This is a genomic window from Mesorhizobium sp. Arg314, from assembly GCF_053714275.1.
Genome location: NZ_JBSKBP010000010.1, coordinates 55,994 through 73,834, shown reverse-complemented (window position 1 = coordinate 73,834; position 17,841 = coordinate 55,994). Strand labels below are relative to the sequence as shown.

Annotated in this window: 16 protein-coding genes; 9 read left to right on the top strand and 7 right to left on the bottom strand. The window is 64.3% G+C overall.

All coding sequences use genetic code 11. From position 1 onward, the window contains the following. Nucleotides 1-7: 7 nt before the first annotated feature. A complete protein-coding gene (locus ACWGS9_RS13110; protein ID WP_454505648.1) occupies nucleotides 8-2,461 on the bottom strand; it encodes a GcvT family protein in 2,454 nt (817 codons plus the stop codon). Then, complete coding sequence (locus ACWGS9_RS13105; RefSeq protein WP_454505647.1) at nucleotides 2,458-3,342, bottom strand: phosphotransferase; 885 nt, start codon at nucleotides 3,340-3,342, stop codon at nucleotides 2,458-2,460. The genes ACWGS9_RS13110 and ACWGS9_RS13105 overlap by 4 nt, the downstream gene beginning before the upstream one ends. Nucleotides 3,343-3,729: 387 nt before the next feature. Here ACWGS9_RS13105 and ACWGS9_RS13100 point away from each other — a divergent pair, with 387 nt between their 5' ends. Next, nucleotides 3,730-4,494: a DeoR/GlpR family DNA-binding transcription regulator gene (locus ACWGS9_RS13100; protein WP_454505646.1), complete on the top strand. Its 765-nt coding sequence runs from the start codon at nucleotides 3,730-3,732 to the stop codon at nucleotides 4,492-4,494. Between the two features lie 107 nt (nucleotides 4,495-4,601). Here ACWGS9_RS13100 and ACWGS9_RS13095 read toward each other — a convergent pair whose 3' ends face one another. Continuing rightward, a complete protein-coding gene (locus ACWGS9_RS13095; protein WP_454505645.1) occupies nucleotides 4,602-5,966 on the bottom strand; it encodes a sensor histidine kinase in 1,365 nt (454 codons plus the stop codon). A gap of 10 nt (nucleotides 5,967-5,976) precedes the next feature. Then, nucleotides 5,977-6,651, bottom strand: coding sequence for a response regulator transcription factor (locus ACWGS9_RS13090; protein ID WP_454505644.1), 675 nt, complete (start codon nucleotides 6,649-6,651; stop codon nucleotides 5,977-5,979). Between the two features lie 212 nt (nucleotides 6,652-6,863). Here ACWGS9_RS13090 and ACWGS9_RS13085 point away from each other — a divergent pair, with 212 nt between their 5' ends. The 8 genes from ACWGS9_RS13085 (at nucleotide 6,864) to ACWGS9_RS13050 (ending at nucleotide 15,222) form a co-directional block, all read left to right on the top strand. After that, on the top strand, nucleotides 6,864-7,463 hold the full coding sequence (locus tag ACWGS9_RS13085; protein WP_454505643.1) for a class I SAM-dependent methyltransferase: 600 nt from the start codon (nucleotides 6,864-6,866) through the stop codon (nucleotides 7,461-7,463). Further along, a complete protein-coding gene (locus ACWGS9_RS13080; RefSeq protein ID WP_454505642.1) occupies nucleotides 7,460-8,068 on the top strand; it encodes a DedA family protein in 609 nt (202 codons plus the stop codon). Before ACWGS9_RS13085 ends, ACWGS9_RS13080 begins: the two co-directional genes overlap by 4 nt. Before the next feature lie 65 nt (nucleotides 8,069-8,133). Next, the gene (locus tag ACWGS9_RS13075; protein WP_320215083.1) at nucleotides 8,134-9,045 is read left to right on the top strand and encodes a LysR family transcriptional regulator; all 912 of its coding nucleotides are present in this window, start codon (nucleotides 8,134-8,136) and stop codon (nucleotides 9,043-9,045) included. 287 nt (nucleotides 9,046-9,332) lie between these two features. After that, nucleotides 9,333-10,487 carry an ABC transporter substrate-binding protein gene (locus ACWGS9_RS13070; protein ID WP_454505641.1) on the top strand — a complete coding sequence of 385 codons (1,155 nt, stop codon included), beginning with the start codon at nucleotides 9,333-9,335 and terminating at the stop codon, nucleotides 10,485-10,487. Between the two features lie 173 nt (nucleotides 10,488-10,660). Further along, nucleotides 10,661-11,659 carry an ABC transporter ATP-binding protein gene (locus ACWGS9_RS13065; RefSeq protein WP_454505640.1) on the top strand — a complete coding sequence of 333 codons (999 nt, stop codon included), beginning with the start codon at nucleotides 10,661-10,663 and terminating at the stop codon, nucleotides 11,657-11,659. A gap of 226 nt (nucleotides 11,660-11,885) precedes the next feature. Next, on the top strand, nucleotides 11,886-12,851 hold the full coding sequence (locus ACWGS9_RS13060) for an ABC transporter permease (protein WP_454505639.1): 966 nt from the start codon (nucleotides 11,886-11,888) through the stop codon (nucleotides 12,849-12,851). After that, complete coding sequence (locus tag ACWGS9_RS13055) at nucleotides 12,841-13,656, top strand: ABC transporter permease (RefSeq protein WP_454505638.1); 816 nt, start codon at nucleotides 12,841-12,843, stop codon at nucleotides 13,654-13,656. The genes ACWGS9_RS13060 and ACWGS9_RS13055 overlap by 11 nt, the downstream gene beginning before the upstream one ends. Nucleotides 13,657-13,794: 138 nt before the next feature. Further along, nucleotides 13,795-15,222 (top strand): gamma-aminobutyraldehyde dehydrogenase, encoded by a 1,428-nt coding sequence (locus tag ACWGS9_RS13050; protein WP_454505637.1) that lies wholly within the window; start codon nucleotides 13,795-13,797, stop codon nucleotides 15,220-15,222. A 104-nt stretch (nucleotides 15,223-15,326) separates the two neighbouring features. On the opposite strand, the gene ACWGS9_RS13045 is transcribed toward ACWGS9_RS13050, so the two are convergent. The 3 genes from ACWGS9_RS13045 to ACWGS9_RS13035 all read right to left on the bottom strand — a co-directional run bounded on the left by ACWGS9_RS13045 (nucleotide 15,327) and on the right by ACWGS9_RS13035 (nucleotide 17,793). Further along, nucleotides 15,327-16,736 (bottom strand): FAD-binding oxidoreductase, encoded by a 1,410-nt coding sequence (locus tag ACWGS9_RS13045; protein WP_454505636.1) that lies wholly within the window; start codon nucleotides 16,734-16,736, stop codon nucleotides 15,327-15,329. Between the two features lie 336 nt (nucleotides 16,737-17,072). Then, nucleotides 17,073-17,387: a hypothetical protein gene (locus ACWGS9_RS13040; RefSeq protein WP_454505635.1), complete on the bottom strand. Its 315-nt coding sequence runs from the start codon at nucleotides 17,385-17,387 to the stop codon at nucleotides 17,073-17,075. 43 nt (nucleotides 17,388-17,430) lie between these two features. After that, on the bottom strand, nucleotides 17,431-17,793 hold the full coding sequence (locus ACWGS9_RS13035) for a nuclear transport factor 2 family protein (protein WP_320308772.1): 363 nt from the start codon (nucleotides 17,791-17,793) through the stop codon (nucleotides 17,431-17,433). Nucleotides 17,794-17,841 lie beyond the last annotated feature (48 nt).

Sequence of the window (17,841 nt, the reverse complement as noted above, 5' to 3'; positions counted from 1 at the left end):
TCGTGGATCAGGCCTTTATCTTCGCTCCGGCCGGGTCATACATCGGCTCGAGATGGATCCTGGCCGGCGTGCGCTCCATCGCCACCACCAGCTCATAATCGCCCGAGGCGAGGAAATCGTCGCTGACGCTGTCGGCATTGCGCACATAGCCGTAGCCGATGTTCTTGCTCACCGTGTAGCCGTAGCCGCCGCTGGTGAGATAGCCGACCGGCTCGCCATTGCGCAGGATCGTCTCGCGCCCGACCAGCACGGTCTCCAGGTTGTCCACGGTGAAGCCGGCAAAGCGTTTTGTCAGTGGCTTGCCGTTTGCTTTCTCCAGCGCCCCGCGTCCCACGAAGTCGGTGTTCTTGCGAAGCTTCACCGCCCAGCCGAGCCCCCCCTCCAGCGGCGTGTCGTTCGGCGTGATGTCGGAACCCCAGGCGCGATAGCCCTTCTCCAGTCGCAGCGATTCCAGCGCCCGGTAGCCGACCGGGAGGATGTCATGCTTCCTGCCTGTCGCCATCAGCGCGTCGAAAACCTCGCCGGTGGCGGCGATCGGCACATGCAGCTCCCAGCCAAGCTCGCCGACATAGGTGACGCGCAGCGCCTTCACGATATGGCCGGCAATCGCGATCTCGCGCGCATGGCCGAAGGGGAAGGCGGCGTTCGAGACATCGGCATCCGTCACCGCCGCCAGCACGTCGCGGGCGCGCGGCCCCATCAGCGACAGCGTGCCGAAATCCTCGGTGACGTCCTTCAGCCTCGCGTCCAGGCCGGAGCCGATATGATCGCCGATCCAGGACAGGTCATGCGTGCGGAAACCGGTGCCGGTGACGATGTAGAACCGGTCTTCGCCCAGCCGCGATATGGTGAGGTCAGCCTCGATGCCGCCGCGTGTGTTGAGGAGCTGCGTGTAGGTCAGCCGCCCGACCGGCTTGTTGACGTCGTTGGCGCAGACCCAGTCGAGCGCCTTCAGCGCATCGGCGCCGGTCAGCTCATATTTGGCGAAGGACGACTGGTCGAAGATGCCGACCTTCTCGCGCACATGCCGGTGCTCGTCGCCCACCGGGCCGAACCAGTTCTGCCGGCCCATCGAATAGACGTCTTCGGCGGCTGCGTCATCCGGCGCGAACCAGTTCGGCCGTTCCCAGCCAAGCTTGGAGCCGAACACCGCGCGATGCGTCTTCAGCCGTTCATAGAGCGGCGAGACGATGCGCGGCCTGCCGGAGAGATACTCCTCATGCGGGAAGCCGATCGTGTAGTGCTTGCCGTAGGCTTCCAGGGTGCGGTCGCGGACCCAGTCGCGGTCGCGGTGCAGGCCGGAGAAGCGTCGGATGTCGACCACCCAGAGGTCGAGCGGCGCCTCGCCGTCGACCACCCATTGCGCCAGCACCCAGCCGGCGCCGCCGCCGGACGCGATGCCGAAGGCGTTGAAGCCGGCGCCGACGAACATGTTGGCGCACTCGGGCGCGACGCCGAGGATGAAGTTGCCGTCCGGCGTGAAACTTTCCGGCCCGTTGATCATCTGCTTGACGCCGACGGTTTCCAAGGCGGGAACTCGCGCGATCGCCTGGGTCATATGCTGCTCGAAATGATCGTAGTCGTCGTCGAACAAGCGGAATCCCCAGTCATTGGGAACATCGCCGCCAGGAAGATCGGTCGTCCAGGCCTGCGGGTTGGGTTCATAGCCGCCCATCACCAACCCGCCGACCTCTTCCTTGAAATACGTGCGGCGGTCGGGGTCGCGGATCGTCGGCGCGTCGGTCGCAAGGCCCTCGATCTTCTCGGTGATGATGTACTGGTGCTTCACCGGCTGCAGCGGCACGTTGATGCCGGCCATCGCACCGACCTGCCTTGCCCACTGTCCGGCGCAGTTCACCACCTTGTCGCAGGCGATGTCGCCCTTTTCGGTCTTCACCGCCGCGATACGGCCGTCCTTCATCGTAAAGCCGGTGACACGAACGTCCTCGAACAGTTTTGCGCCATGCATTCGCGCGCCCTTGGCGAGTGACTGGGCAATGTCGGAAGGACTTGCCTGCCCGTCGGTCGGCAACCACGAGGCGCCGACCAGATCGCCGGTCTCCATCAGCGGCCACATGCGCTTCACTTCCGCCGCCGACAGAAGCTGCATGTCCATGCCGAAGCTCTTGGCCGTCGTCGCCAGCCGCTTGAACTCGGTCCAGCGGTCGGCGTTCGTCGCCAACCGCAGGCACCCCGTCATCTTCCAGCCGGTCGCCAGGCCGGTCTCGGCCTCGAGGCCCTTGTAAAGCTCGACCGAATATTTGAGCACGCGCGTGATCGAGGCCGAGGAGCGCAACTGCCCGACCAGGCCGGCGGCGTGCCAGGTCGAGCCCGAGGTCAGCTTGCCCTGTTCGAGCAACACCACATTGGCCTTGTGGTCGCGCGCCAGATGATAGGCGGTGGAACAGCCGATGATGCCGCCGCCGATGACGACGATTTCAGCTTGGCTGGGCAACGTCATGACTTTGGTCCGTATTTCGTCCGGTAGTTCTCCAGCGCCGCATCGAGCCGCACGAGGTTTTCCTCGGTATAGGCGACGTAGTCGATGCCGGGCGCGTCGAGATAGAGCTCGGAGACCATGCTCCACATCGCCTCGCGCAGCAGCGAGGCGCATTGCATGGCGGCATGCGAGCGGCGGATTTCGTTGTCCGGCTCCTTCATGAAATAGGCGGTCATGAAGGCGAAGGACTCGTCGTCGCTCATGCCGGCATTGGAGGCCGCGCCGGCGAGGTCGAACATCGCCGTGTTGAAGCCGGCATATTCGAAGTCGATCAGCCACAGCCGCTTGCCGTCGTCCAGGATATTGGCCGGCAAAAGATCATTGTGGCCGAAGACGATCGGCAAAAGCTTCTGCGCCCGCTCGAGCTCGTCCGCGAGCGAAAGATAACGCGGCAACTGGTCCTTCTTGCGGCTGCCGCCTTCGTTGAGCGTGCGCGCATAGTCGCGGATGACGTGGAACACCCAGAACATGAAGCCGGCGCCGGAGACGTGGTTGGGCATCTCGCGATGGAAGCCGCGCAGCAACGCCGCCACACGACCGAGATTGGCGCGCACATCCTCGCCCAGAAAAGTCTTGGCGCCGAGAAATTCCGTCACCAGTATGCCTGGCTCGGAATAGTGCACGGCCGGAGCGAAACCCGCGGCCTGTGCGGCCCGCGCGGTCATCACCTCGCGCTCGCGAAAGACGTGGTGGAACGGGAAGTCCTGGCCGAAGCGCACGACATGGCGTCCGGCGGCGTCCGTGACGACATAATTGGCGTTGCTGAGCCCGCCCGGCAGCGGCTCGATCTCGATGCCGCCGCTCCAGCACGGCAAGGCGCGGATGCGGTCCTCGGCATTCACGGTTTCGCTCCGGCCTCAGCCGGTCCTCCGGAAAACAACGATGGGAAAAAACGAAAAAGCCTCGTCGGTGCGAGACGCCAGGATCGGTATCCCGCACCGCACCGACGAGCCCCTTGGCCAGGTTTAGTATCCCGGCGTCCGCCCCCGCGGATTCGACAAAAGCCCGAGTCTGGCTGGTTCCAGACGATCTGGTCATTAGGTTGCGGCTCTGCCATCACCCTCCCGTGGCAGTTCCGAGCCTGACACTTGCGTCAGTTTCACGCCGGGGTGGCAGAGCTGTCAATCAAAAGCTGTGACCTTTTTTGGGTGTTTTGCCCGAAAATATAAGCGCCTCCTTTCAAAGCGTTGCTGAAACCTTAAATTCGGTCAAAAACCCCGGACATTCAGATGATCCATTCGAAACGGCATGGCGAAATCCTGCGGCTTCTCAAGGAGGAGGGCACAATCACCATAGCCAGCCTCGCCGAACGGCTGGGCGTCTCGCTGGAAACGGTGCGGCGCGACGTCAAGCCGCTTGCCGATGACGGGTCGGTTCTGAAGATGCACGGCGCCGTGGGCCTTGCCTCGATGGTGGGCGAGGCGCCGTTCGAGCGGCGCATGCGCGAGAATGCCGAAGCCAAGCGCCTGATCGCCAAGATGGTCGCGGCCACGATCCGCGATGGCGAGGCGATCATGCTCGACACCGGCACGACCACATCCTTCCTGGCGCGTGAACTGCTGGGGCATCGCCGGCTGACGGTGGTCACCAATTCCTCCGACATTGCCCGCACGCTGGCGACGGTGAACGGCAACAGGGTCTATATGGCGGGCGGCGAGCTGCGCAGCGATTCAGGCGCGGCTTTCGGCATTTCGGCAATCGAGTTCGTCAGCCGCTTTTCGGTCGATCATGCGGTGATCTCGATCGGCGCGGTCGATGCCGCCGCCGGTCTGACCGACTATGACCTGGACGAGGCGGAATTCGCCCGCAAGGTGCTGTCGCGCGGTCAGCGCTCGCTGGTCATCACCGACCATACCAAGTTCGGTCGCCAGGGCCTGGTTCGGGTCTGCGGCTTCGACGGCTTTTCCGAGCTTGCGACCGACCAGCCGCCGCCGCGCGACATCGCCGCCGCGCTGAGCCAGGCCGGCGCGCGCTTGGCCATTGCGACGGCCTGAAAATTACCCAAGAAACAAGCAGCTAGCCGAAACCAGCGACCGATGCGCCGCGACCCCGGCCATGGAGGCAAATCGCTCTTGCCTGCGAAGACTGTTTGGAAGCTGAATTAAGCGGCCGGCGCGGCAGGAAAAATCATCCGGAAACAGGCGCCGCCGTCCTTGCCGTCAAGCACCTCGACCTTGCCGCCATGCAGCTGCATCAGGTCGCGGACCAGGTTCAGGCCGAGGCCGGCGCCATGGTTCTGCGGATGCAAGCGGTAGAACGGCTCGAAGATGCGCTCGCGTTCGGATGTCGGCACGCCGTTGCCTTCGTCCTGCACTTCGATCGCCGCGGGCGGCCGCACACTGATGGTGATCCGGCCGGCCTTGCCGCCATGGTCGATCGCGTTCTGGACAAGATTGGTCACGGCGCGTTCGATCGCCGTGCGGTCGCCGCGCACAATGAGCTTTTCGCTGGCCGGCTCGAACGACATCTCGTAGCCGGCGGCGAAGGCCATCGGAGCCAGGTCGACCACGACGTTGCGCGCGATGGCGACCAGGTCGACCGGCCCGAAATGCTCGGCCTGGCGGTCGAGCCGCTGCAGGTCGAGCAGCTGATCGGCAAGCGTCGACAGCCGTGCGGCGTCCTGCAGAAGCCGCGCCCGCTCCGGCGTCGCCGGCAGCGCGGCGAGCCGCGTGTTGAGGATGGCGACCGGCGTTCTGAGTTCATGCGCTGCATCGGTCAGGAAGCGCTTGTGCCGCGCGTAACCGGCATCGAGCCGCGACAGTGCCGCGTTGACCGCATCGACCAGCGGGGTGACTTCCTTGGGCACGCCGTCCAGCGGCAGCTGCACGCCGCGCTGGTCGATTTCGATCTGTCCTGCAGCCCGGGCAGCGTTGCCAAGGCCCGAAAGCGCACCGCGCACCACCCATGGCGTCGCGAACAGCGTCGCCAGCGCCATCAGCCCGGCGAGTGGCAATATGCCCTGCAGGAAGAATTGCGGCGCCTGCCCGAGCAAACGCAGCAGCGAAAGCCCGCCTTTGGTGCCGGTAAAAATCTGGACGTTCCCGGCGGCGGTGTCGGTCCAGCGGATCTTTGCATCCGGTGGGGCGCTCTCGCCGATCGAATTGTCGATACGGGCGTCGCTGATGTTGTCCAGCAGTCCGACAAAAGTCTGGAAAATGACCGGCACCGTGCCTTCCTGAAGCCCCTGCCCCTGCTTGTCGCGGATGATGAACCAGAGGTCGGGAACCCCGGCGCGCAGCTTCGTGACATCCGGAGTCTCACGCAGGACCAGCTTGCCGCCAGCGTCGCGCGCCACGGCATCCGCCAGCACGTCCATTGTGCCGTCCTCATAGTCGTGTGGGATGATGCCGGTGGCCAGCATGGCGCCGAGAATGCCGACGATGATCAGCGTCAGCATGGCGCATTGCAGCAAGGCGATGCGCAGCACCAGGCTCCATTTCAGCGAACGCGGGCGTTTGATGCTCATCGCCTGGCGCTCATGTCGTTTCGCGCAGGAGATAGCCGACGCCGCGAATGCCGTTGATCGTCACGCCGGCATCGGCATCGGCAAGCTTGCGGCGCAGCCGCGAGACATGGGTGTCGAGCGCGTTGGACTGGATCTCGTCGTCGAGGCCGAACACTGCTTCCATCAAGGCCTCGCGCTGCACCATGCGCCCGGTGCGCCGGATCAGCGCCTCCAGCACCAGCAGTTCGCGCCGCGGCAGGCTGAGCGGCTCACCGCGGATCGACGCCTCGCGATGCCCGACGTCGAGCGAAAGGTGCCCAGCGCGGATCGTCTGGGTCTCGATCGCCGCCGGGCGTCTCAGCAATGCCCTGAGCCTCGCCAGCAGTTCCTCGAAGGCGAAGGGCTTGGCCAGATAGTCGTCGGCGCCCATGTCGAGCCCTTCGACCTTGTCGATGGTATCGCCCCTGGCCGTCAACATCAGCACCGGCGTCGTATTCCTCGCGGCGCGAAGCTTAGGCACCAGCGTCAGACCGTCGCCGTCCGGCAACTGCCGGTCGAGCAGGATCGCGTCATAACCGTCGACGGCGACGAATCCTTCCGCTTCCAGCAGCGAGCCGGCATGGTCGACCACCATGTCGTGCCGCCTCAGTGCCGCGCGCAGCGCCGAAACCATTTCCGGCTCGTCCTCGACCAGCAGGATACGCATTCAAAACCTCTTACAGTCCCACCACTTACAATCCCTTGCCGGCCGACTATCGCGCCAAGATTGCGCAAACATGGCGCCAGTTCTCGCTGCCGGCGTCGAGCCTTTCTTTCGGCAAGCTCCGCCATGCGCAATGTCCATGCAATGCCGCACCCGCAAACAGCCCTCGTCGAATGCCGGGCAACCGAATCGCCCGCGTAAGCAATGAGGTCAACATGCCTGCAAATGACGCTTTGTCCTTCCTGATGGCCTGGACGCTGGCGCCGTTCCGGATGGGCTCGGTCGCGCCCTCCAGCCCGAGCCTGGCGGCGCTGATCACGCGCGAGATCGGTCCCGATACCGGCCCGGTGCTGGAGCTTGGGCCGGGCACCGGTCCCTTCACGCGCGCCTTGCTGGGGCGCGGCGTCCGCGAAAACGACCTGACGCTGGTCGAGTCCGACCCGGATTTCGCCTCGCTGCTCACCCGCCGTTTCCCGTCGGCGCGCATCTTCGAGATGGATGCGGCCAGCCTGCGCCATCTGTCGCTGTTCGATGGCCCAGTCGTCGGCGCGGCGGTCAGTGGATTGCCGTTTCGCCTGATATCGCCGCGCAAATCATCCGCAATTCTGGAAGGTGTCTTTGCCAGTCTTCGGCCGGGCGCGGCACTTTACCAGTTTACCTTTGGCCGCCGATGCCCCTTCGATCAGGCAGTCCTCGACAGGCTCGACCTTGAAGCTGTGCGCATCGGCGGCACCTTCCGCAACTTCCCGCCGGCGACGGTCTATCGCGTCTCCAGGATCAAGAGCCTCAGCACCTATGATTGGCGCTTCGCATGACCGATCTCGTGTCGGCGTTGCTGGGGCTCGGCCTGTTCGGCGCTGCCTGTCTGGCCTTCACCGAAAAGATCCTTCCGGTGCCGCCGTCGCATGTCCTGCTGCTCTTTCTCGGCATGACCCGGGCGTCCGACCTTGCGGCGCTCGGCGCCCTGCTGGCGGTGACGACGCTGGCTTCGACGGCCGGCTGCCTGTTCTGGTACGCTCTGGGCGGCCGGCTGGGGCCGGCGCGCGCCGACGTTCTGGCCCGGCGTTTCGGCCGCTATATTTTCCTGCGCCACGAAACCTATCTCCGTTTTTCTGGCGCCTACCGCCGCAACCACATGCGGGCGTCGCTGCTGGCACAGTTCGTGCCCACGGTGCGAAACTATCTGCCGATCGCCGCCGGCGCCTTGCGGCTTCCGGCTTTGCCCTTCACGCTCGCCACCCTGCTTGGCGCAATGCTGTGGAACGCCGGCTTCCTTCTCGCCGGCTATGCGATGCGCGACAGCTTCCACGATCTGCTCACGGTGGCGTTTCGCATCATGGCCATCGTGCTCGCGCTGGAAGTCGCGTTTCTCATTGCGCTGCGCGCCCACTGGCGTCGCGTCAGACCGGCAGGAGGGTAAAAGCTGCCGGCGCAAGGCGGCTGCGCCGGCTTTCTTTCCCACGCGTGCCGGTGTTTAGTCCGGCCATGGCTTTCACAATCCGCCAATTGCAGTTCTTCGTCGCCGTCGCCGAGCAGGGCACCGTCTCGGGCGCCGCGCAGAACCTGTCGATTTCCCAGTCCTCGGTCACCGAGGCGATCAAGGAATTGGAGAGCGATCTCGGCGTCGAGCTCTTCGAGCGCCATCCGCGTGGGCTGAACATCACCCACAAGGGCCACCAGTTCCTGCGGCACGCGACCAAGATCCTGGCCGATGTCTCCGATGCACGCCGTTCTTTCTCCAGCGAGCAGGCCGTTGCCGGCGGCCGCCTGCAGCTCGGCGTCACCTCGCTGGTCGCCGGCTATGTGCTGTCCGACCTGCTCGCCCGCTACCGCCGCGCCTATCCAGGCGTCGAGGTCTCGGCCATCGAGGACAACGGCGACTATCTCGAGCACCTTCTGGTCGGCGGCAAGCTCGACATTGCCGTCATGGTCACGTCGAACCTGCGCGATCGCACCGCGCTGCAGTCGGAAATCCTCGAAGTCTCGGCCTACCGCTTGTGGATCCCGCTCAGCCACCGGCTCGCCAGCGCCGACATCATCGGCATCAGCGATATCGCTTCCGAGCCGCTGATCATGCTCACCGTCGACGAGATCGAGGAGAACACCGGCAAGCTGCTGTCGGCGATCGGCGCGCGGCCGCATGTAGCGTTCCGCACCCGCTCGGTCGAGGCAGTGCGCAGCCTCGTCGCTACCGGCGCCGGCGTGGCGCTCCTGCCCGACCTTGTCTACCGGCCCTGGTCGCTCGAAGGCGACCGCATCGAATCGCGCGACATTTCCGGCTCGCTACCGGTGGTCCAGGTCGGTATGGTCTGGCGCCGCGGCTCCAGCCTGCCGCAGTCGGCGCGCGATTTCATCGGCCTCGCGCAATCGCAGCGCATGGTTCGCCAGCGGCTCTGATCGGAGCAATTCCAGGAAAATGTGAAACGGTTGGGTTCGGCGGCTTCGCCGTAGCCTTCCGTCCGGGGTTGCGTCAAAGAGAAATATCGGAAAAACCGATATCGGCTTTCTGATAAATGAATTTGCGAAACCGGATTTTTCACAGCACTTTTTGCTCAGGGAACAAAGCCGCGCCCTGAGAGCGCTGCCGTCAGGGCAAAGTGTGCCCTGACATTTTGAGTTTGCGCATGATCCTTTCCGAAAACCGGAGCGGTTTCGGGGTCATGCGCCAAAATGGGAGATCGACGATGAATGCATTCCTGAAGTCGTGCACGGCGTTGACTGTCGCGCTGACCTTCTCGGGTCAGGCCATGGCCCAGGTCAAGGAAGTCGGCAAGGGCGAGGGCGAAGTCAACATCGTTGCCTGGCCGGGCTATATCGAGCGCGGCGAGACCGACAAGGGCTATGACTGGGTGACGGCTTTCGAAAAGCAAAGCGGCTGCAAGGTCAACGTCAAGACCGCCAACACCTCGGACGAGATGGTCTCGCTGATGAACGAGGGCGGCTTCGACCTCGTCACCGCTTCAGGCGATGCTTCGCTGCGCCTCGTCGCCGGCAAGCGCGTGCAGCCGATCAACACAGGTCTGATCCCAAGCTGGAAAACTGTCGACGACCGCCTGAAGGACGCGCCCTGGTTCACCGTCGACAAGGTGCATTACGGCGTTCCGTACCAGTGGGGCCCGAACATCCTGATGTACAACACCGATGTCTTCAAGGAAGCACCCAAGAGCTGGAACGTCGTCTTCGAGGAAATGAAGCTGCCCGACGGCAAGTCGAACAAGGGCCGGGTCCAAGCCTATGACGGCCCGATCCACATCGCCGACGCCGCCAATTACCTGATGTTCCACAAGCCGGAACTCGGCATCAAGGATCCCTACGAGCTCAACGAAGATCAGTATAAGGCGGCGCTCGAGTTGCTGCGCACGCAGCGTACGCTGGTCGGCCGCTACTGGCATGATGCCGCAATCCAGGTCGACGACTTCCAGAACGAGGGCGTGGTCGCTTCCGGCTCCTGGCCCTATCAGGTGAACACGCTGGTCGCCGCCAAGAAGCCGGTCGCCTCGACCGTGCCGGAAGAAGGTGTCACCGGCTGGGCCGACACCACCATGATGGAAGCCGACGCCGCACACCCGAACTGCGCCTATATGTGGCTCGAGCATTCCTTGGCGCCGAAGGTCCAGGGCGATGTCTCGGCCTGGTTCGGTTCGCTGCCCGTCGTGCCTGCCGCCTGCAAGGGTAATGAGCTTTTGACCGACGAAGGTTGCAAGACCAATGGCTACGACAATTTCGACAAGATCAAGTTCTGGAAGACGCCGGTGACCAAATGCGCCAGCCAGAACAACCAGTGCGTGCCCTATTACCGCTGGGTGTCGGACTATATCGGCGTCATAGGCGGCCGGTAACGAACCTTACCCTCCCCCTTGTGGTGAGGGTCGACGCGTAGCGTCGGGGTAGGGGCTGCTCGGCCGCTGCAGGTCACCCCCACCCGTCGCTCCGCCGCGACCTCCCCACAAAGGGGAGATCGGGCGGCGTGCGAACTCGCCTTCCTCAGACCCGGCAATAGACAGACAGGCCCATGACCTCTGCCGTTTCCTTCAAACAAGTCTCGCGCCATTTCGGCAGCGTGCGCGCCGTCGACGCGGTCGATCTCGACATCGCTGCGGGCGAGTTCTTCGCCATGCTCGGGCCGTCCGGTTCCGGCAAGACGACGTGTCTGCGGCTGATCGCCGGCTTCGAGCAGCCGACGGCAGGTTCGATCTCGATCTTCGGCGAGCGCGCAGAAGGCGTTCCACCCTATCGCCGCAACGTCAACACCGTCTTCCAGGACTATGCGCTGTTCCCGCATCTCAACGTGCTCGACAACGTCGCCTATGGCCTGATGGTCAAGGGTGTCGCCAAGGCCGAACGGCTGCAAGCAGCGGAGGAGGCGCTGTCGCTGGTGCGCCTGCCGGGCTATGGCACGCGTCGCCCAGGCCAGATCTCCGGCGGCCAGCGCCAGCGCGTCGCGCTCGCCCGCGCGCTCGTCAACCAGCCCAAGGTGCTGCTGCTCGACGAGCCGCTCGGCGCGCTCGACCTTAAGCTGCGCGAGAACATGCAGGAGGAATTGAAGTCGCTGCAGAAGGTGCTCGGCATCACCTTCGTCTTCGTCACCCACGACCAGGGCGAGGCGCTTTCGATGGCCGACCGTGTCGCTGTCTTCAACGACGGCAAGATCATGCAGGTCGGCACGCCGGAAGATATCTACCAGCGGCCGAACACGCGCTTCGTCGCCGATTTCGTCGGCTCGTCCAACGTGCTGCCGCCGGATTTCGTCCAGCGCTACTCCGGCCAGCATCGCTGGGGCAGCCTGCGACCGGAATCCATCCGCGTTTCAAGCGCGGCAAGCGGCGACGGCGTTGCCGCGCGGCTTGTCGGGACCAACTATCTCGGCGCGACGACAAGGCTGGCGCTCGACGCCGACGGGCTGAGGCTGCATGCGGTGGTGCCGGCGGGAACGTCGCTGCCCGCGGAAGGCGAGGCGGTCATGCTGACCTTCAACCGGGAGAGCCTGCACCTGATGGATGAGCAGGCATGATTGAGGTTTGCGCGAAGCACCCCCCTCTGTCCTGCCGGACATCTCCCCCGCAAGGGGGGAGATTGGCCGTCGCCACGGGCTTCGCCAATTTTCGACGTTGCAGAACTGGCGGGGCAGACAAGCTGCTGATCTCCCCCCTTGCGGGGGAGATGTCCGGCAGAACAGAGGGGGGTGTGACGAAACTCGGCCTTGCCGCGATCGATCCAATCGACATGGCGGTGGCCTCATGACCATCGCCGCTGTTCAATCCAACCCGCCCCCCGCCATCCTGCCGGGCAGCGGGGGCCTGCGCGGCGCGTTCTCCGATCTCTTCTGGCGCCGGCCGAAATTCCTGCTGTTCCTGATGCTGCTGCCGCCGGTGCTATGGCTCGGCATCGTCTACATCGGCTCGCTGTTCGCGCTTCTGGCGCAGAGCTTCTTTTCGATCGACGAGTTCTCCGGCCTCATCAACCGTGAGTTCACGCTGAAGACCTATGGCGACCTGTTACTGGCCGCCAACCTCGACATCATCCTGCGCACGGTGACGATGGCGGCGCTCGTCACGCTGGCCTCGGCGGTCGTCGCCTTCCCTATCGCCTATTACGCGGCGCGCTACGCGCGCGGCCGCTGGAAGGCGCTGTTCTATCTCGGCGTCATGCTGCCGCTGTGGTCGAGCTACCTGGTCAAGATCTACGCCTGGAAGCTCATCCTGGCCAAGGAAGGCATCCTCACCTGGCTGTTGGCCAAGCTCGACCTTCTATGGCTGCTCGACGGCTGGCTGTCGCTGCCGATCGTCGGCGGCAACTCGCTGTCCGTCTCCTTCACCGGCACCTTTATCGTCTTCGTCTATGTCTGGCTGCCCTTCATGATCCTCCCGGTTCAGGCCGCGCTCGAGCGCGTGCCCGGCAACCTGGTCGAGGCCTCGTCCGATCTCGGCGCCTCGCCGGGGCAGACCTTCCGCAACGTGCTGTTCCCGCTGGCGCTGCCCGGCATCGTCGCCGGCTCGATCTTCACCTTCTCGCTGACGCTCGGCGACTACATCATCCCGCAGATCATCGGCACCTCGCGCCTGTTCATCGGCCAGGCCGTCTATTCACAGCAGGGCACCGCCGGCAACATCCCACTCGCCGCCGCCTTCACCGTGGTGCCCATCGTCATCATGGGCTTCTACCTTTGGGGTGCCAAGCGCATGGGGGCTTTCGATGCGCTCTGACCGTGGTCAAAATGCTCCGCTAGGCCTGAAGATCGCCGCCGCCTGCGGCCTGCTCTTCCTGCATCTGCCGATCCTTTTGATCTTCGTCTACGCCTTCACGACGGAAGAGAAGAGCTTCGTCTGGCCGCCGCCAGGGCTTACCACGCAATGGTTCGCCGTCACCTGGAACCGGCCGGACGTCTGGGAGGCGCTGTCGCTGTCGGTTCGCGTCGCCGCCATCTCGACGGCGATCGCGCTGGTGCTCGGCACGCTCTGCGCCGCCGCCGTCTCGCAAACCCGCTTTTTCGGCCGCGAGGCCATCTCGCTGCTGGTCATCCTGCCGATCGCGCTGCCCGGCATCATCACCGGCATCGCGTTGCGGTCCGCCTTTGCGCTGGCCGACATCCCGTTCTCGTTCTGGACGATCGTGCTCGGCCACGCCACCTTCTGCGTGGTCGTCGTCTACAACAACGCCGTCGCCCGCTTCCGCCGCACGTCCGGCTCGATGATCGAGGCCTCGATGGATCTCGGCGCCGACGGTTTCCAGACTTTCCGGCATGTCGTTCTACCCAACATCGCGACCGCATTGCTTGCCGGCGGCATGCTCGCCTTCGCGCTGTCCTTCGACGAGGTCATCGTCACCACCTTCACCGCCGGCCAGCAGCAGACAGTGCCGATCTGGATGCTGGAGGAACTGATCCGCCCGCGCCAGCGCCCGGTCACCAATGTCGTGGCCATGGTCGTCGTTCTGGTGACGCTCTTGCCGATCCTCTTTGCCTATTACCTGACCCGCGACGGCGACCAGATCGCTGGGAGCGGGAAATGAAAAACAGTGAGTAGTGAATAGTGAATGGTGAATAGAAGAATGAATCCAGACCGGTCGCTGACTACTGACTACCGACTACCGACTACTCACCATTCGCCATCCACCAATCACCATTCACTCTCTTCAAGGAGAACCCCAATGGACACCCAGATGCTGATCGGCTCGAAATTCGAGAAGGGCACCGAGACCGAGGAGCCGATCCTCAATCCGAAGACCGGGGCGACGATCCTCAACCTGCCTGAAGCCAGCCCGGCGCAGATCGAGGCGGCGGTGCTGGCCGCCGAACAAGCGTTCGTCAGTTGGTCGCGCACGACGCCGGCGCAGCGCTCCGGCTATCTCCTGAAGATTGCCGACCGCATCGAGGCCGAAGCGAAGGAGTTCGCGGCGCTCGAGGCGCTTAACTGCGGCAAGCCGATCAATGCGGTGCTCAATGACGAGATACCGGCGATCGTCGACTGCTACCGGTTCTTTGCCGGCGCGGTGCGTTCGATGCCCGGCCAGGTGGCCGGCGAATATATTCCGGGCCACACCTCGATGGTTCGGCGCGACCCGATCGGCATCGTCGCCTCGATCGCGCCCTGGAACTATCCGCTCATGATGATGGCCTGGAAGCTGGCGCCCGCGGTCGGCGGCGGCAACACGGTCGTCTTCAAGCCGTCCGAGCAGACACCGCTGACCGCGCTGAAGCTGGCGAAAATCCTCGCCGATGTGCTGCCCGAGGGCGTCGTCAACGTCGTGCTCGGCCGCGGCGACAGCGTCGGCAACACGCTGATCAACCACCCCAAGGTCAACATGATCTCGATCACCGGCGACGTCGCCACCGGCAAGAAGGTGCTGCAGGCGGCCGCCAAGTCGGTCAAGCGCACGCATCTGGAGCTCGGCGGCAAGGCGCCGGTCATCGTCTTCGACGACGCCGACCTCGGCGCCGTGGTCAACGGCCTGCGCGCCTTCGGCTATTACAATGCCGGCCAGGACTGCACCGCCGCCTGCCGCATCTATGCCGGCAAGAAGATCTACGACAAGCTCGTCGCCGACCTCTCTTCCGCCGTCTCGACGATCAAATACAACCAGCCGGACGATACCGAGAACGAAATCGGTCCGCTGATCTCGCGCCGTCAGCGCGACCGCGTGTCGAGCTTCGTCGAGCGCGCATCGGAACTGAAGCACATCGAGATCACCACCGGCGGCAAGCCGGGCGAGGGCTCCGGCTTCTATTACCAGCCGACGGTCGTCGCCGGGGCGCTGCAGGAAGACGAGATCGTGCGCCGCGAAGTGTTCGGCCCCGTCGTCTCGGTCACCCGCTTCGCGGAAGTCGACGAAGCAGTGAACTGGGCGAACGACAGCGACTACGGCCTTGCCTCGTCGGTGTGGACCAGGGATGTCTCGCGCGCCATGGCGACCGCCGCCCGCCTGCAATATGGCTGCACCTGGATCAACACCCACTTCATGCTGACCAACGAGATGCCGCATGGCGGCCTCAAGCAGTCCGGCTACGGCAAGGACATGTCGCTCTATGCACTGGAGGACTACACAGCGGTGCGCCATGTGATGGTGGCGCACCGGTAATTCGTGCTCTTCCCGTGAAGGCGAGACTATCGGATCGCGGCGGTGACGACCCTTCTTGTCGGGAGGGCCGTCACCGTGCCGTTGCAGCGGCTAGGATACGGTAGCTATGCGGCTGTCCTGCCCTGCTCCGCCGATGTCGCGGGCTTGATGTTCTGATTGACCCGGAAGACATTGAAGGGGTCATATGTTCGCTTCACCTGGCTCAGCCGCTCATAGTTTGAGCCATAGCTCGCACGCACGCGCGCTTCTCCTTCGTCGTCCATCATGAAATTCACGTAGCCGCCTTCGCCGTTGTGGGGGTGGATGCTCGCCCAGTAGTTCTTCGCCCACTTGGTGAGGTCGGCGGCCTTGCCCGGATCGGGATCGATGGCGGCGATGACCATCGACCATGTTGCGTCGCGCGCGTTCCATGCCGTCTCGTTCTTGCCGACGCGGCGAACGGCGCCGTCGATCGGATAGAGATGCATAAGCGACAATTCGCTCGGCGCCTCGGCGGCCTGCGCGATATGGGTCGCGATGGCGTCGTCGGGAAGCGACTTGACGAAATCACCCTTCCAGTACCATTGCAGGCCTTTGGGAAGCAGCGGGTCGAATAGCGCCTGCAAGGCTGGGAATGGCATCACGCCCATCCAGTTGAAGATCGGCGGCGGCAAATTGTCCAGCAGCGGCGCCATGGCTTTGCGCCCGTCCTCCTCCGTGCCGTTGTAGCAGGAGATGATGGCGCAGGCGCGCTTACCCCAGTACTCGCGCGGGAAGGGATCGGTCGAGGGAACGGACTTCAGGCCGACAAAAGCGCCGAGATCTTCCGGTGCCGCCGGCAGGTAGTCGCGATAGGCACGCATGACGGCTGGAGCGTCCTTGGCCTCCCAGAATACCGGGCCGCCGAAGATCATATTCACAGGATGGGCCTGGAACAGGAAGCTGGTCACGACGCCGAAATTCCCGCCGCCGCCTCGGAGTGCCCAGAACAGGTCGGGATTCTCACTTTTGCTGGCTGTCACCACGCTGCCGTCGGCCAGCACCAGATCGGCTTCGACCAGATTGTCGATGGTGAGGCCGTATCTGCGCGTGAGATAGCCCGTCCCGCCGCCGAGAGTAAGACCGGCAACGCCCGTGGTCGAGACGATGCCGGACGGAACAGCGAGCCCGAAAGGATGGGTGGCATGGTCCACGTCACCCGAAGTGCAACCGGGCGCGACCCTCACGGTGCGCGTTTTCGGGTCGACATGGACCCCTTTCATCATCGACAGGTCGATGACGAGGCCGTTGTCGCAAATCCCCAACCCGGCGCCGTTGTGCCCTCCGCCGCGCACCGCGATCAGCAGGTCGTTGTCGCGCGCGTATTTCACAGCGGTGATCACGTCGGCGACATCGGCGCAGCGTGCAATCAGCAGCGGGCGCTTTTCGATCATGCCGTTGTAGACCTTGCGGGCCTCGTCATAGCCGGCATCGTCGCGCAGGATCACCTCCCCGCGCAGGCTTTCACGCAGTTTTGCATGGGCTTCGTCGGTCATTGTTGTTGCTCCCTTGATTGCGCCAGCGCCATGCGGCGTCGGCGCGACGCATTTGTTGCTTCGTTATGTCGCCTCGACAGGCGGGTGCGTTGGATGGTGCAGGAAGAGCACATTGCACCAATCCGATCCTTGCCGCTTCGCCCGAAAGGACCAGCGAGGCATGGCCCAGGAGAGCCATGCCGCGGCAGCCAGGGCGGCCGCCGGGACAGGCCGTACCGGGTGTTCGGTCCCTGGCCTTGGGTCGATCGGGTGATGACGAGCGGCCGCCCGGGTCGCGGCCACTCGTGCCTTTCGTGTTCGCCGCCGCCTCTCGGCCCCGACTCTTCGACGATGCAGCTATTCCACGATCCGGAAGATCTGCCAGAGGCTGGTGCCCGACACCACATAGGGCTCCAATTCCTTGCCCCATTTGGCATGCGCGTCGATCTTGGCGATCTTGGCGAAGAGTTCCTCCAACTGGGCCAGGCTCTCGACCTCGTGATGGGACTCGATCGTCGCTTCGCGTGCGCCGATCGAGCCCGTCATGAGCCGGAATTTCAAGTCGGCGAGCCCGACCTGCGAGCCGATCTCGCGCTCCCATTTCCGCATCAGCTCAAGTGCGGTCTGCTTGTGCCCAAACTTGGCGTCGATCTGCCATCTGGCGCTGAACATGTCGGTTCTCCCTCACGATTGTGTTGATTTGTCCGTGGCTGATCTATTCGTCCCAGGCCTGCACCACGGTTTGCCGCGCGATGAGGCCGTTCTTCAACTCCAGCATCGCCGCGCACACCACCTTCGTGCCGTCCGGATAGGCGCAGGCTTGCATGAAGGCGAGGTTGTCGCCCTCGGCGATCGTGGTATCGACCTTGTGGGTCATCGCCCGGCTGCAGATGTCGTCCCAGAACGTGCTGATCGCCGCGCGGCCGCGGATCTCGCGCGGCTTGCTCGGCGGGTTGTTACGGTCGACGACGCGCACGAGCGCATCGTCGGTGTAGAAGCTCGACAGCAGCTTGCCGTCACGACCCTCGATCGCCTTCTTGATCGCCGCGCCGTCCACTGTCTTTGTCTTGGTCAACATTTCTTCTCTCCATGGCCCGTCTGACCGGGCGTTCGACTGCTGGGAACG